The sequence below is a fragment of the Rhodonellum sp. genome (genome assembly GCF_030656585.1).
In the GTDB taxonomy this organism is placed as follows: Bacteria; Bacteroidota; Bacteroidia; order Cytophagales; family Cyclobacteriaceae; genus Rhodonellum; species Rhodonellum psychrophilum.
Genome location: NZ_JAUSPP010000023.1, coordinates 23,262 through 37,549, shown reverse-complemented (window position 1 = coordinate 37,549; position 14,288 = coordinate 23,262). Strand labels below are relative to the sequence as shown.

The following is a 14,288-nucleotide window of genomic DNA, read 5'->3' as shown; positions in this document are numbered from 1 at the left end:
TTGTTTATTTTTTGTCACCGGATTTGTTTTTGGTGCTGTCTCCCGCACTTCCGGAATCCGTTCCGGCGATAGAGGATCGCATATCCGTGTCGGATTTAATGTTTTCCATCCTGTAGTAATCCATAATGCCCAGTTTTCCTGATCTGAATGCCTCAGCAATGGCTTTTGGAACCTCAGCTTCAGCCTCGATTACCTTTGCACGCATTTCTACAGCTTTCGCTTTCATTTCTTGTTCCAAGGCAACGGCCATTGCCCTTCTTTCTTCCGCTCTAGCTTCTGCCACTTTCAAGTCGGCAGACGCTTGGTCGATTTGAAGCTTGGCGCCAATATTTGTTCCCACATCGATGTCAGCGATATCGATCGAGAGGATTTCAAATGCAGTTCCTGCATCCAAGCCCCTTTCTAACACCAATTTCGAAATCCTGTCAGGATTTTCCAATACACTTTTGTGGTTTTGTGAAGAACCTATTGAAGTCACGATTCCTTCGCCAACACGCGCCAAAATCGTTTCTTCTCCCGCTCCACCGACCAACTGTGCGATGTTTGCTCTTACGGTTACCCTCGCTTTTGCAATCAGCTGAATCCCATCCGCAGCCACAGCAGCCACATTTGGGGTGTTGATCACCTTTGGGTTTACGGAAATCTGAACTGCCTCGAAGACATCTCGACCCGCTAGGTCTATTGCTGTGGCTTGTTTAAAGCTCAGTGCAATATTTGCCTTATCAGCGGATATTAGGGCCCTAATTACATTTGGGACGTTTCCGCCTGCCAAGAAATGGGTTTCCAAATCATTCGTAGTCAGGTCTAATCCCGCTTTGGTTGCGGTGATCATGGCGTTGACAATGATTCCCGGGGGAACCTTCCTGATTCTCATTCCGATCAATTCTCCGATTCCTACTTTCACGTTGGAGAAGACTGCCGTGATCCAAAGATTTACGGGAATAAAATAAAGGAAGACAAATAACAAAATCAGCCCGGCAAAAGCTGCAAATAAAATAAAAGCCGAATTGGTCATTTCCATAGTTTATGATTTTACGATGATTTTATTGTTTTCCAATTTGTGTATGATGACTGTTTTTCCGACGGGGATCAAGCCTGCTTCTGATTTAACTTCATAGATTTTATCCAAAAACTCAGCTTTCCCAATAGGTTTGATGTCAGAAACCGCCTTGCCTTCAAGTCCAAGGGTCAATCCCAATAGGCGATCATCAAATGTTCTATTGGAGATGGTCTCTTTCAAGGCAAATTTCTTCCAAACCCCTGATTTGAACCCATAAAAAAGGGCTGTAAAATTCACCAGTATAGTGATTCCTAAAATCATCCACGCAAGTTGACTGTCAAGCTTTATGAATGCGTAATAAATGCCTGCTGCGGTCACCAGAACTCCCAAAAGCCCAACCAAAGTTGTCCCTGGGACAAACAAAATCTCCAATAATACAAGGATCAATCCGATTGTCAAAAGGCTCCCTAAAATCAACAAAGTCATAATTGTCTATTTTTGTTCAAATTAGGTAGATTAATTGGTTTCAAAAAACCATAATCCCAATCTTCGTAGGAATAACTGTTTAAAACTAAAAAAATCTGAAATCATCAAAAAATAAATCGATGGATTCCAAAACCATAAAACCTGAATTTAGGATTTGGGGTTCTGAAATCCATCGATTATATACATATATTATCAATACGCTCTTGCGAAAAGTACCCGACCACTTGATGGTTGGCCAGTAAGGATACACTTTCCTTCCTCTTCTTTCCTGTCCAAGGGAATGCATCTGATCGTGGCCTTGGAAAGTTCCTTGATTTTTTCCTCGGTTGCAGTAGTACCATCCCAATGCGCGGAAACAAAGCCTCCCTTGTTATCCAAGATAGATTGGAATTCTTCCCAAGTATCTGCTTCGGTGGTCATTTCATTTTTGAATGAAAATGCTTTTTGATAAATATTTTCCTGGATTTCATCCAATAAGCCAATGATGTAATCTTCAAGAATGACCCCGTCCAAATGGATTGTCTCTTTGGTCAAGGTGTCTCTTCTTGCGATTTCAAGGGAATTGTTTTCAAGATCTCTTGGACCCAAAGCGATTCGAATGGGCACTCCCTTCAGTTCATATTCAGCAAATTTCCATCCCGGTTTGAAAGTGTCGCGGTTGTCGAATTTTACCGAAATCCCTTTGGCTTTTAATTTGGCCATGATTTCTTTTGCCTTTATGGAAAGGGTTTCCAGTTCTTCATCCCCTCTGTATATGGGGATAATCACCACTTGAATAGGCGCCAGTTTGGGAGGAAGCACCAGTCCATTGTCATCAGAGTGTGCCATAATCAAGGCACCCATCAAGCGTGTGCTTACACCCCAAGAAGTTCCCCAAACATACTCAAGTCCACCTTCCTTCGTTGCGAATTTCACATCAAAAGCCTTGGCAAAATTCTGCCCCAAGAAGTGGGAGGTACCTGCTTGAAGTGCTTTTCCATCCTGCATCATGGCTTCGATGCAGTAGGTGTCCACCGCTCCTGCAAAACGTTCGTTTTCAGTTTTGACTCCTTTGACCACAGGCAATGCCATAAATTCTTGTGCAAACTGGGCATAGACGTTCATCATTTGAACGGTTTCATCAATGGCTTCCTGTTTTGTGGCGTGGGCGGTGTGGCCTTCCTGCCATAAAAACTCCGAGGTTCTTAAAAACAAGCGTGTCCTCATTTCCCATCGGACCACATTGGCCCATTGATTTACCAATAGGGGCAAGTCACGATAGGATTGGATCCAGTTTTTATAAGTACTCCATATCACTGTTTCCGAAGTGGGCCTGACGATCAATTCTTCCTCCAATTTTGCGTCTGGATCCACGATCACAGACTTTCCGTCTTCAGAATTTTTCAACCTGTAGTGGGTCACCACGGCGCATTCCTTTGCAAAACCTTCTATGTGGCTGGCTTCTTTGGAAAGATAAGATTTTGGAATAAACAAGGGGAAATAGGCATTTGAATGTCCGGTTTCCTTGAACATGATATCCAGCTGGGCTTGGATTTTTTCCCAAATGGAGTAACCATAGGGCTTGATCACCATACAACCTCTAACCGCCGAGTTTTCAGCGAGGTCGGCCCTTTTTACCAATTCATTATACCACAATGAATAATCTTCGCTTCTTTTGGGCAATCCTTTACTCATCTCTTATTTGTTGGTTTCAAAAATCTCTTTATCTTCGCTTGGAAGAATAGTGGGCAAATATAAATTAAAAAATTATAACCCTCTCCTATAACGAACGTATATAGTTATAGTGTTAAATAAAATACCAAGCAAATGAAAAAATTAAACACATTCGCAGTCTTAGGAGCAGGGTTAATCGTGATGTTAAGCTCATGTTCTACCAGTTACAATGCCATGAAAGGTGAGACTGACGATTTATATTTTATGGCATCGGATGCAAATCTTGCCACTGAGTTTGCGGTTAATAACAACAATCCCCAAAATTTTCAATCCCTTAAGAATGTCAATGCGGCAGAATTTGAGAAAGAGAATTTTTCTGCGAGAAATGTGAATCCAGAATATATCGCCAAATATCAAGCGGAACAAAACGCAGGATCGGAAAATGAGACGGTTTATTTTGATGAATCTGACGTACAGGCAAATCAAGGCAATATCAATGTATACAACAATTACAGCAGCAATGCTGGGAATTTCAACTCAGGTTTCGGTAACCCGTGGATGATGAATTCCATGTTTATGGGAGGTTTTTCGCCTTTTGGAATGGGCATGGGAATGGGCATGATGTCACCTTTCGGAATGGGATTCTACGATCCTTTTTGGGGTCCTTCCATGGGTATGGGCATGATGTCTCCCTTTGGCTTTAGGCCAGGTTTCAATCTTTCCATCGGGATGGGATTCGGTTTTGGAAATCCTTGGATGAGGAGGGGATTTGGAATGGGATTTTATGATCCTTTCTTCGGAGGTTTTGGCCACGGAATGGCATTTGGAGGCATGTATCCAGGCTATGGTTTTGGAGGCTTCGGTAGACCAATTTATGTCCTGCCTGGGTCTGAATTCAACAACCGTCAGATTGTAAGAGGGGCCAGACCTACACGTGGTGCAGGATTGGCGACTACTACCAGCAGAGCGAATGCTGCTGCAGTACCAAGTACCTCAAGAGCAGCCGCGAGAAGGGATGCTACATCCAGTCGGTCTTTGACCTCTACCCCTAACGCAAGGCAGTCAAGCCGTGATTTCGGGAATAGTCAAAACGATTATTATGGAAATTCCAGAAGTAGAGTTGCTGGAACAACTTCAGCAGCACCTTCCACAAGAAACGTTGGATCTGCGGCAATGAGCCGTACAGGAAGCAGAGTTGGAACTACCAATACTGCCCCAAATACCAGAAACATGGCTCCGAATACCAGAAACACAAGGTCAACTTATGGAACTACACCATCCAGAGGTTCATCTCCAAGTTATAACAGGAATGCTAATCCTTCTTATAATAGAAGTACCAGCCCAACAAACAGAACGGTTGCACCTTCAAGGAGCGGAAATTCAACCCCAACTAGAAATTCTTCTCCATCTTATAGCGCACCAAGCAGAAGCACTGGTGGTAGTGTAGGAGGAGGAAGCGTTGGAGGAGGAAGAAGTAGCAGCGGTGGTGGTGGCGCCAGTTCTGGAGGATCAAGAGGAGGAAGGGGGAATTAATTCCCCTTTTTTTTTATCTTTTTTTTAACTTTCTCGTTAAATCAAATCTATACTTTATTCAAATGATTTGTTTAAAGTTGGTTTAACACCTTATCTTAAAATATCCAAAAATCAGTTTTATGATTTCAGTCAAAAAGATATTCATCACGCTTGTTGTGGGAGGATTGGCAATGTCAGATGCATTTTCCCAGAGTGGATACTTTGAAGATGCATTGCGGTTCAGTCAATTTAGATCGACTGGTTCTGCCCGTATTACAGGGATCGGAGGAGCCCAAATGTCACTGGGTGGAGACATCTCCAACGTCCATGGTAACCCTGCCGGTTTGGGCTTTTTCAGGCAGTCAGAATTCAGTATTTCTCCCTCCTTTACCAATTGGCTTTCCGAATCCAATTATCTTGGCCAAATCCAAGAAGATCGAACCGGCAATTTTTCCGTTCCAAACCTAGGATTGGTTATAAGCAAACCAAAAGGACCGCTTCAACCAGGGAAATTCAGGGGTGGGTCTTTTGGGATCAGTTTCAATAGGGTAGCCAACTTCAACAATCAGTTTGGTTTCTTTTCAGACATTGAAGGAAATTCCTCGATCATTGATTTTTTCTTGCAGGACGCTTCGGGTATTCCAGAAAATCAAATTGAAAGTTTTGGGTTGACGGGCTTGGCATACCAATCTTACCTGATCAATCCCATTGCTTTTGATGAAGCTGGCAATCCGATCAATAATCCATCCCAGTACGATTCCTTTGTATTGGGGCAGCCTTTTCAGGATGAAATCGTCACAACAGAAGGGAGTGCCAACCAAACCAGTTTTTCTTATGGAGCAAATTTTGACAACAAACTCTTTGTCGGCGGTGGCATAGGTCTCACCTCCATTAATTATACATCGACCAAAACTTACAATGAAGAATTCTTCGAACAACCCTTGATTAATTCTTCCCTACAAGAGAATTTGAGGATCAATGGTTTTGGTGCCAATGTGAATTTGGGAGTAATTTATAAGCCGGTGGATCAATTAAATCTTGGGCTGAATTTCCAATCCCCCACCTGGTACAGGTTGAATGAGGAATATGATGCAAGGATTGTTAATTTCTTTGACAATTTCTTTTACGAGGATGAGGGAGAAACATTGGGTCGTGAAGAGGCCTCTACCCAAATTATTTTGGGTACATATAATCTAAATACACCATTGAGACTTAGCGGAGGAGCTACCTACTTCATTGGTAAAAATGGATTTATCTCAGCCGATGTGGATTTTCTGGATTACAGTAGCAGCCGGATCAATTCCAAGGATTTCAATCCCAACGCAGACAATGCTGAAATAAGAGCTATTTATGGAACAGCCATCAACTACCGAATAGGTGGGGAATACAGGTTTGACATCTGGAGAGTAAGGGCTGGATATGCCTTCTACGGAGATCCTTTCGTAAACAGCAATGTAGACAGGAGCACCCAGCAATTCAATGGAGGACTAGGCGTGCGACTAAAGAAAGTGTATGTCGATTTCGCCTTATCAGGAACTTACTTTGATCAAGTTTACAATTCCTATCCGGTTATTGAATCCAATGGAATAAACTCCGGGCCAATTACGCAGGTGAAAAACAAGATGACATCCGGGATGGTGACCGTGGGTTTTAACTTCTAAAAAACACCATTAATTCTGATATCAAAAGCTCAGTGGAGATGTCCTCTCCACTGAGCTTTATTTTTGCCTGATCATAAAACAAAACCCGCTGGGCATAAAGATTTTTAAGCTTGAGTATCATTTCTGCTTCGTCAAGTCCAGCAAACATTGGCCTTTTTCCTGTAACATCGGTCTTGAGTCGTGAATGGAGTTCACTCAATGCCACGTCAAGGTAAACCGAAATTGCGTGTTTGTTGATCAAGTCCATGTTGTCGTTGAAGCAAGGTGTGCCCCCGCCCGTTGACAGTACAAACCCAGCTTCCCTGCTCAAAACCTGTTTCAGATAGATGGTCTCGAGTTCCCTGAAACCACCTTCTCCTACGGATTGAAAGATGTGAGGGATTTTTTGGTGGGTTTCTTTTTCGATCAAATGGTCGAGATCGATGAATTCGAAATGGAGTTGAAGGGCCAATTTCTTTCCAAAAGTCGATTTTCCCGAGCCCGGCAATCCAACCAAAACTATTTTAACTGGATCTTTCATCGTCCATAAAGCAATTTAACCACCTCAGGGTCAGGGGTATTTCTGTAATGGTACTTTTTCAGAACCACTCCGTTTTGAAGCAGCATCACTCCAGGATTTGACCGCATGATCGTTTTGATAACGGTGGCATCCCCCTGATACCCCTTTACGTCCCAATTTCTCGAATCAATCAAGGTGTGGATTTCTGTTTCGGAAGATGCCGCAACCAAAACAGCTTCGATGCCACTTCCCTTCAGACCTTTTATCATTTCGTCGATTTCGGTCAAATTGGAGGTTTCAAGCTTTGAAATATTGGTGACCATAATCAAGGCTTTGTCTCCAGTTAAAATGCCTTCCGTAAAATCGCCCTCTGTATTCCATATGGCAAAATCCGATATTTTGGGAAGGGCTTCTTCATTATTGAGATTCATTTCCAAAAATTCGTAGGATTCATCCGTTGGATATTGGTCAAATACAAATTCTTTGCCCTCCTTTTTCATCACATAACTATATTCCAAAGGCGCAGAGGGTTGCATGGCCAGCGGGATATTCACGCCCTCCTTGTATGCCCGAAAGTCGATAAATGGAAGGTTTCGGATGGCCGTGATCGCCAAAATAACAGATACTATCACACTTATCCTGACTGTCCAGGTTGCCCAAGGTTGATAATTATTAACCAAATCTTTTCTGAAAAAGAACAAGATTCCAATCAAAATCAACAAAAAGATGTCCTTGAAGAAAGATTCCCATGGAGTGAGTTTGATGGCGTCCCCAAAACATCCGCAGTCTGTAACCTTATTAAAATAAGCAGAATAGAATGTCAGGAAAGTGAAAAACAAAATCATCAAGCCAAGGGCCCAAACCGTTACTTTTAAACGGACGCCCAAAATCAGCATAATCCCCAAGACAACTTCCAAAACCACCAAAACTACGGCAATGGATAATGAAAATTCTTTGAACAGATAAAAAAAGGAGGCAATGTCATTGGAAAAAACATCAAAATATTCTTCCAACTTAATGGCGGTGCCCACTGGGTCATTGATTTTGATCAGTCCTGAGAAAATAAACAATCCACCGACGATCATCCTAATAATGAGCAACATTCCTTGTTTAAACATGGTTTTCTAATTTTATTAAGCAGAAAACGGCATAATTGATCATGTCTTGATAATTCGCCTCAATTCCTTCTGAAACGATTGTCTTTCCCTGGTTGTCTTCAATTTGTTTGACGCGAAAGAGCTTCATAAGGATTATGTCCGTCATCGATGCAACACGCATGTCCCTCCAGGCCTCTCCATAATCATGGTTTTTGTTTTCCAACAAGCCACGAGTTGCATCGACCCAATGATCGTAAATGGATTCAATTTCCTCATAAGAAAGTTCTAGGCGGGGATCATCTTTCAGGCTAATCTGCATCAAGGCAATTAGGCTATAATTGATGATGCCCACGAATTCATCTGCAATTGGGTCACTTATTTTTTGTGTATCCTTTTCCTGAATGGAGCGGATGCGCTGGGCTTTTATAAATATTTGATCGGTAATGGAAGGAAGTCTTAAAATTCTCCAAGAAGTACCATAATCTATTGTTTTCTTCTTAAAAAGTTCTTTACAAAGGTGGATAACTTGGTTATATTCGCTGATGGTTTGCGTTTTCAAAGCAATGATGTTTAATGAACAATATTTTGAATTCTTCTTCTGAAATCGAAGATAAATTATTTACCCCAAAAATAACACTTAGAAGTAAAGGAAAGCTATTATTATTGGAGGAACCCTGGGTCATGGGTATTTTAAATGTAACTCCCGATTCCTTTTTTGTTGGTAGTAGGGTGCAAAAGACGCTTGATGAAGTTGTTTTTCGCGTAGAAAAAATGCTTTTAGAGGGAGCCAAAATCATTGATGTCGGAGGTTACAGCAGCCGACCCGGTGCAGCCATGGTTTCTGTGGAAGAGGAAATGGACCGTATTCTTCCTGTTATTGAAAAAATCAAGATTCATTTCCCTGATTGTTTGGTTTCCATTGACACATTTAGGGCAAATGTTGCCAAGGAAGCGGTACATATAGGTGCGGATATTGTCAACGATATTTCTTCAGGGGACCTTGATACGGAAATGTTAGAAGCCGTGGGTAAGCTTTCGGTTCCTTATATTGCCATGCATATGAGAGGCAATCCCCAAAATATGCAGGAGAAAACGGGCTATGAAAATATTATTTTGGAGATTGCACAAAATTTCTCCAGAAAATTGAACCAATGCAAAAAAGCTGGCATTAATGATGTTATACTTGACCCAGGATTCGGTTTTTCCAAAACATTGGAGCAAAATTACTATATTCTAAAAAAATTGTCTTATTTTAAGATAAATCAGGTACCCATCTTGGTTGGATTGTCAAGGAAGTCGATGATCTATAAACCGTTGGATTGCACACCGGAAGAAGCCTTAAATGGAACGACAGCTCTCAACATGGTTGCCTTAATACAAGGCGCGAATATTCTAAGGGTACACGACGTGAAAGAAGCAGTAGAAACAGTCAAATTATATAAACAACTTAACCCTTGATTTTACTTTTCAAAATTGGTTTTTTAGAAATATCCATTGTCAATATCATTGATATTACATTGGTGAGCATGCTATTGTACCAAATTTACAAGCTTCTAAGGGGTAGTGTTGCCATTAAGATTTTTTTGGGATTTCTTTCCATATATCTCGTTTACCTTTTGGTGAGTGCCTTGAGGATGGAGTTGCTTTCCATTATTTTGGGCCAATTTATGGGAGTCGGTGTCATTGCTGCTATCATTATTTTTGCTCCAGAAATCAGAAAATTCTTGATGATCATTGGTAAATCTTCCATTCTCTCAAATGAAAATATTCTTCAAGAATTGTTGTTTTGGAGAAAAAGGGAGACAGAAGCATTTAATATCAATCCAATCATTGAAGCATCCAAAGCCCTTGCGGGAACCAACATGGGTGCCTTGATGGTGATTTCCAATAATTCTGAGCTGAAATTCTATGCGGAAAGCGGAGATCTTTTGGATGCATTGGTTTCCAAACGGCTATTGATTTCAATATTCAACAAGTACAGCCCATTGCATGATGGAGCAGTGATCATTTACAATGGAAAAGTGAAAGCGGCGAGGTGTATTCTACCTGTAACGGAAAGGGATGTGCCGGCACAATTTGGATTGAGGCATCGTGCTGCTATCGGCATGTCAGAGGCCACTGATACGCTGGTGCTGATTGTTTCAGAGGAGACGGGACAGACTTCTTTGGCCAAAAACGGAAAAATTCTTCACAATCTTTCTTTTCAAGAAGTGAGGGAGTTGATCAATGGATACTTGAGTGGCAATGATATCGATGATAAATTTGAATCGATTTCTGTATATGAAAGGGGAAAGTTCTCACCTTCCCCTTCAAAGGCATAAAATTTTTATTTCAATACACCAAGTTCTTTTCCAACTTCAATGAAGGATTGGATGGCGGTATCCAAATGCGCTCTTTCGTGCCCGGCAGAAATTTGGACTCTTATTCGGGCTTGTCCCTTGGGTACGACTGGGAAATAAAAGCCGATCACATAGACTCCTTTTTCCAATAGTTTCTCAGCCATTTTTTGTGACAAAACAGCATCATAAAGCATAATCGGTACGATTGGATGTTCACCTGGTTTGACATCAAAACCAGCCTCAGTGATTTTAGACCTGAAGTACTTTGTGTTTTCTTCCAACTTATCCCTTAATTGGGTAGTCTCCGATAACAGATCTAGGACGGCAATGGATGCTCCGGTAATCGAAGGTGCAAGTGTATTGGAAAATAAATAGGGTCTGGATCTTTGTCTAAGCAATTCCACGATTTCTTTTCTTCCGGAAGTAAATCCTCCGGAAGCGCCACCCAAGGCTTTCCCCAAAGTACCAGTGATGATATCGATCTTTCCTACTACCCCCTTCAATTCATGGACGCCCCTTCCTGTTTTGCCCATAAATCCAGTGGAATGGCATTCATCAGACATGACCAAGGCCCCATATTTTTCTGCCAAAGCGACAATTTTATCCAGTTGGGCAATGGTGCCATCCATGGAAAAGACACCATCTGTGACGATGATCTTCTGTTGGGCGCCTTTGGCTTCGGCATCCTGAAGTTGGGCTTCCAGGTCTGTCATGTCATTGTGCAGGTATCTAAACCGCATGGCCTTGCATAGTCGAACGCCATCGATGATGGAGGCATGATTGAGTGCATCAGAAATAATGGCGTCTTCTGGGCCAAAAATCGGCTCGAAAACCCCACCATTTGCATCAAATGCAGCAGCATACAAAATGGTGTCTTCGGTGCCCAAAAATTCCGATATTTTCCTTTCGAGTTCCTTATGGATGTCTTGGGTCCCACAAATAAATCTAACTGAGGACATTCCAAATCCATGCGTGTCGATCGCAGTTTTTGCGGCTTCGATTACCTTTGGGTGAGAAGATAAACCCAGGTAATTGTTTGCACAAAAGTTCAATACTTTTTGTCCCCCAGAGATGGTGATCTCTGCAGCTTGGGGAGAAGTGATGACTCTTTCCTTTTTAAAGAGGCCTGCAGATTCTATTTCTTTTAACTCTTTTTGTAATTTGGGCTTTAAGGTGTCGTACATATTAGTTTTTTTCGAATTTTAAAGAAAACACTTCTTTGAATTAAATGAAAATCATTCAATGAAATCATTATTTTTGTAACAATCAATTCCCAAATATAATCAAAAAACCTCAGCAGGTTTGAGGTAACTAAGAGGTCAAAAGTCAAACAATGGAAAGAATTCTTATAATCGGAGCAGCTGGACAACTTGGGTCAGAATTGTCACAGGCGCTTGCTTCACAATATGGTGGTGACAATGTCATTGCCGCCGACATTAATCCCTTGGCAATCGAAAAGTTGGATTTTTGTAGGACTGCCGTGCTGGATGTGATGGATAGAGATGCCTTGAGAAAATTGGTTAAAACCCAAAATGTCAAACAAATCTACCATCTGGCAGCGGTGTTGTCTGCCACCGGAGAGCAAAAGCCACTATTTGCTTGGCACCTTAATATGGAGAGCTTACTTTTTGTTTTGGAGTTGGCGAGGGAGGAAAAACTCGATAAGATTTATTGGCCTTCTTCTATTGCGGTTTTTGGGCCGAATACGCCCAAAATCAATACCCCTCAATATTGTGTGAAAGAACCCAATACCGTTTACGGGATATCGAAACAAGCGGGAGAAAGATGGTGTGAATACTATTTTCAAAAATACAATGTAGATGTAAGAAGTCTCAGGTACCCGGGATTGATTGGTTACAAATCACTACCAGGCGGAGGAACGACTGATTATGCAGTCGATATCTATCATAAAGCGATTGCCGGAGAGCCTTTTGTGTCTTTCTTGAGTGAGAACACCCTTTTGCCGATGATGTTCATGCCGGATGCCATTAAGGCAACACTCGATTTGATGAATGCTCCTTTAGAAAAAATAAAGGTAAGGTCTAGTTACAATTTGGCGGCCATGAGTTTTTCTCCTCAAGAAATCTTCCAAAGTATCAAAAAACACTTCCCCGATTTTTCGATCAGTTACGCACCTGATTTCAGACAGTCAATCGCAGACAGCTGGCCAGATAGTATTGATGATTCTGTTGCAAGGCAAGACTGGGGTTGGAAGCATGACTATGATCTGGACAAAATGACAAAAGTGATTCTGTCCAATTTACCCACTTACATGGAGTATTTGAAATAAAAAGCAAGTAGGTTTTAAATGTTTCAAAGGGCATGGATCGGTTTATGCAAAGCCGATCCATGCCCTTTTTTTATTTGTTTTTGAGTCTGATTTCCTCCGGATCAAATCCCAATACCAATTGTCCACTTGGAAATTCCACAATGGGTCTTTTGATCATACTGCTTTTTTCCATCAGGATTTTAATGGCAGATTCTCTGTTTTCCAAAAGGGATTTTTCCGAATCGGTTAATTTCCTGAAAGTTGTTCCTCTTTTGTTGATCAAAGATTCTATCCCGACTATTGATTCGAATTTCAACAATAAATCCTCAGATGGGGCTTTCTTTTTATAGTCTACGAAATCATATTCAATACCTTCTGCCTCCAGAAAGGAGAAGGTTTTTTTCATGGTATCGCAGTTTTTAATTCCGTAAACAATAAGGCTCATGTTTTTTTGTTTTAAACTTAAGTGCTGTCTTTATTGGTGGATTTCAATCAAGGATTCCTCGTTCGCTGAAATAATCTTGGCAATCAAATCATCGGATAGGGCTGTGGAAAGGAAGAGGCTTTCAAATTGAGAAGGAGCAAGATAGATTCCCCTTTTCAGCATGGCTTGAAAATATTTCCCAAACAGCACCGTATCGGACTTTTTTGCGGATTCAAAATCCGTAACCGCATGGTTGGAGAAAAATAGGCTATACATACTACCCACGTGATTGATGGTGTAATCCAATCCCAATTTATCCAATGTTGCTTGGAAACCGGTTGTGATCTTGCTTCCAATGGCATTCAGGCGGGTATAAACCTCTGGATTTTCATCCAAGTGATGAAGCATCACAAGGCCGGCAGTCATGGCGATCGGGTTGCCAGAAAGTGTGCCCGCTTGATAGACAGGTCCTGAAGGAGAGACAAAGTCCATGATTTCTTTCTTTCCCCCATATGCGCCTACGGGAAGTCCGCCTCCGATGATTTTTCCTAGTGTAGTCAAATCCGGGATCACGCCATACATTTCTTGGGCGCCACCTTTTGCCAAACGAAAACCTGTCATGACTTCATCAAAGATCAATAGGATTCCTTCTTTATCGCAGATTTTCCTTAGCCCTTCGAGGTAACCAGGGGCAGGTGTAACCAATCCCATATTGCCGGGAACAGGCTCTAATATCAAGGCAGCAATTTCTCCTTTGTGGATTGCAACCAAATTTTCGATGGCCTCCAGATTGTTGTATGGAGCCAATAATGTGTCTTTGGCTGTGCCTTTGGTTACACCAGGAGAATCAGGGGATCCCAATGTGATGGCTCCAGAACCGGCCGAAATCAAGAATGAATCGCCATGTCCGTGGTAATGTCCTTCCAATTTGATGAATTTATCTTTGCCTGTATATCCTCTGGCAAGCCTGATCGCTGACATGGTGGCTTCGGTACCTGAATTTACCATCCTTACTTTTTCAACAGAAGGAACCATCTTGGCAATTAATTCTGCCATTTCCACCTCGTGAGCAGTTGGCGCACCGAAGGATGTTCCTTTTTCCATGGCTTTGATGACAGCTTCTCGGATCAGGGGAGGGTTGTGACCCAAAATCATTGGTCCCCAGCTATTGATCAGCTCAATGTAGGAGTTTTCATCCTCGTCGTAAATGAAGGCGCCATCGGCCCTTTTGATAAACAGGGGGTCTCCTCCGACAGCACGAAAGGCACGGACAGGGGAATTTACTCCCCCTGGGATAAATTGCTTCGCCTTTTCAAATAAGGCCTTGCTTTTGGTGATTTGCATGTAA

General features: G+C 41.9%; 14 protein-coding genes. 5 read left to right on the top strand and 9 right to left on the bottom strand.

Annotation, left to right across the window (positions count from 1 at the left end; genetic code table 11):
- Positions 1-4: 4 nt before the first annotated feature.
- The 3 genes from floA to proS form a co-directional block, all read right to left on the bottom strand.
- Positions 5-1,021 (bottom strand): flotillin-like protein FloA, encoded by a 1,017-nt coding sequence (gene floA / locus Q7J63_RS05050; RefSeq protein ID WP_019599182.1) that lies wholly within the window; start codon positions 1,019-1,021, stop codon positions 5-7.
- Between the two features lie 3 nt (positions 1,022-1,024).
- The gene (locus tag Q7J63_RS05045) at positions 1,025-1,486 is read right to left on the bottom strand and encodes an NfeD family protein (protein ID WP_019599183.1); all 462 of its coding nucleotides are present in this window, start codon (positions 1,484-1,486) and stop codon (positions 1,025-1,027) included.
- A 192-nt stretch (positions 1,487-1,678) separates the two neighbouring features.
- Entirely contained in the window at positions 1,679-3,160 is a 1,482-nt protein-coding gene (gene proS, locus Q7J63_RS05040) for a proline--tRNA ligase (protein ID WP_304884467.1), read from the bottom strand.
- Positions 3,161-3,292: 132 nt separating this feature from the next.
- Here proS and Q7J63_RS05035 point away from each other — a divergent pair, with 132 nt between their 5' ends.
- Together Q7J63_RS05035 and Q7J63_RS05030 are read left to right on the top strand one after the other, a co-directional pair.
- The gene (locus tag Q7J63_RS05035) at positions 3,293-4,672 is read left to right on the top strand and encodes a hypothetical protein (protein ID WP_304884465.1); all 1,380 of its coding nucleotides are present in this window, start codon (positions 3,293-3,295) and stop codon (positions 4,670-4,672) included.
- Positions 4,673-4,791: 119 nt separating this feature from the next.
- Positions 4,792-6,312: an OmpP1/FadL family transporter gene (locus Q7J63_RS05030; protein WP_304884463.1), complete on the top strand. Its 1,521-nt coding sequence runs from the start codon at positions 4,792-4,794 to the stop codon at positions 6,310-6,312.
- Here the strand turns inward: Q7J63_RS05030 and Q7J63_RS05025 are convergent.
- The 3 genes from Q7J63_RS05025 to Q7J63_RS05015 are packed head-to-tail and all read right to left on the bottom strand — an operon-like array spanning position 6,302 to position 8,467.
- Positions 6,302-6,832: a shikimate kinase gene (locus tag Q7J63_RS05025; protein WP_304884461.1), complete on the bottom strand. Its 531-nt coding sequence runs from the start codon at positions 6,830-6,832 to the stop codon at positions 6,302-6,304. The genes Q7J63_RS05030 and Q7J63_RS05025 overlap by 11 nt on opposite strands.
- The gene (locus tag Q7J63_RS05020; RefSeq protein WP_304884459.1) at positions 6,829-7,929 is read right to left on the bottom strand and encodes a BT_3928 family protein; all 1,101 of its coding nucleotides are present in this window, start codon (positions 7,927-7,929) and stop codon (positions 6,829-6,831) included. The genes Q7J63_RS05025 and Q7J63_RS05020 overlap by 4 nt, the downstream gene beginning before the upstream one ends.
- The gene (locus Q7J63_RS05015) at positions 7,922-8,467 is read right to left on the bottom strand and encodes a DUF1599 domain-containing protein (RefSeq protein WP_304884457.1); all 546 of its coding nucleotides are present in this window, start codon (positions 8,465-8,467) and stop codon (positions 7,922-7,924) included. Before Q7J63_RS05015 ends, Q7J63_RS05020 begins: the two co-directional genes overlap by 8 nt.
- Before the next feature lie 14 nt (positions 8,468-8,481).
- Here Q7J63_RS05015 and folP point away from each other — a divergent pair, with 14 nt between their 5' ends.
- Both folP and cdaA read left to right on the top strand, forming a co-directional pair.
- Positions 8,482-9,366 (top strand): dihydropteroate synthase, encoded by an 885-nt coding sequence (gene folP, locus Q7J63_RS05010; RefSeq protein WP_304884455.1) that lies wholly within the window; start codon positions 8,482-8,484, stop codon positions 9,364-9,366.
- A complete protein-coding gene (gene cdaA / locus Q7J63_RS05005; RefSeq protein WP_304884453.1) occupies positions 9,363-10,229 on the top strand; it encodes a diadenylate cyclase CdaA in 867 nt (288 codons plus the stop codon). The genes folP and cdaA overlap by 4 nt, the downstream gene beginning before the upstream one ends.
- A 5-nt stretch (positions 10,230-10,234) precedes the next feature.
- On the opposite strand, the gene kbl is transcribed toward cdaA, so the two are convergent.
- Positions 10,235-11,431, bottom strand: a complete 1,197-nt coding sequence (gene kbl / locus Q7J63_RS05000) for a glycine C-acetyltransferase (RefSeq protein ID WP_304884451.1) — start codon at positions 11,429-11,431, stop codon at positions 10,235-10,237.
- Positions 11,432-11,580: 149 nt separating this feature from the next.
- Between kbl and Q7J63_RS04995 the strand changes: the two genes are divergently transcribed.
- Positions 11,581-12,537: an NAD-dependent epimerase/dehydratase family protein gene (locus Q7J63_RS04995; RefSeq protein WP_304884449.1), complete on the top strand. Its 957-nt coding sequence runs from the start codon at positions 11,581-11,583 to the stop codon at positions 12,535-12,537.
- Between the two features lie 70 nt (positions 12,538-12,607).
- Here Q7J63_RS04995 and Q7J63_RS04990 read toward each other — a convergent pair whose 3' ends face one another.
- Together Q7J63_RS04990 and hemL are read right to left on the bottom strand one after the other, a co-directional pair.
- Positions 12,608-12,961: a Spx/MgsR family RNA polymerase-binding regulatory protein gene (locus Q7J63_RS04990; protein ID WP_304884448.1), complete on the bottom strand. Its 354-nt coding sequence runs from the start codon at positions 12,959-12,961 to the stop codon at positions 12,608-12,610.
- A 30-nt stretch (positions 12,962-12,991) separates the two neighbouring features.
- The gene (hemL, locus tag Q7J63_RS04985; RefSeq protein WP_304884446.1) at positions 12,992-14,284 is read right to left on the bottom strand and encodes a glutamate-1-semialdehyde 2,1-aminomutase; all 1,293 of its coding nucleotides are present in this window, start codon (positions 14,282-14,284) and stop codon (positions 12,992-12,994) included.
- Positions 14,285-14,288: the final 4 nt, after the last annotated feature.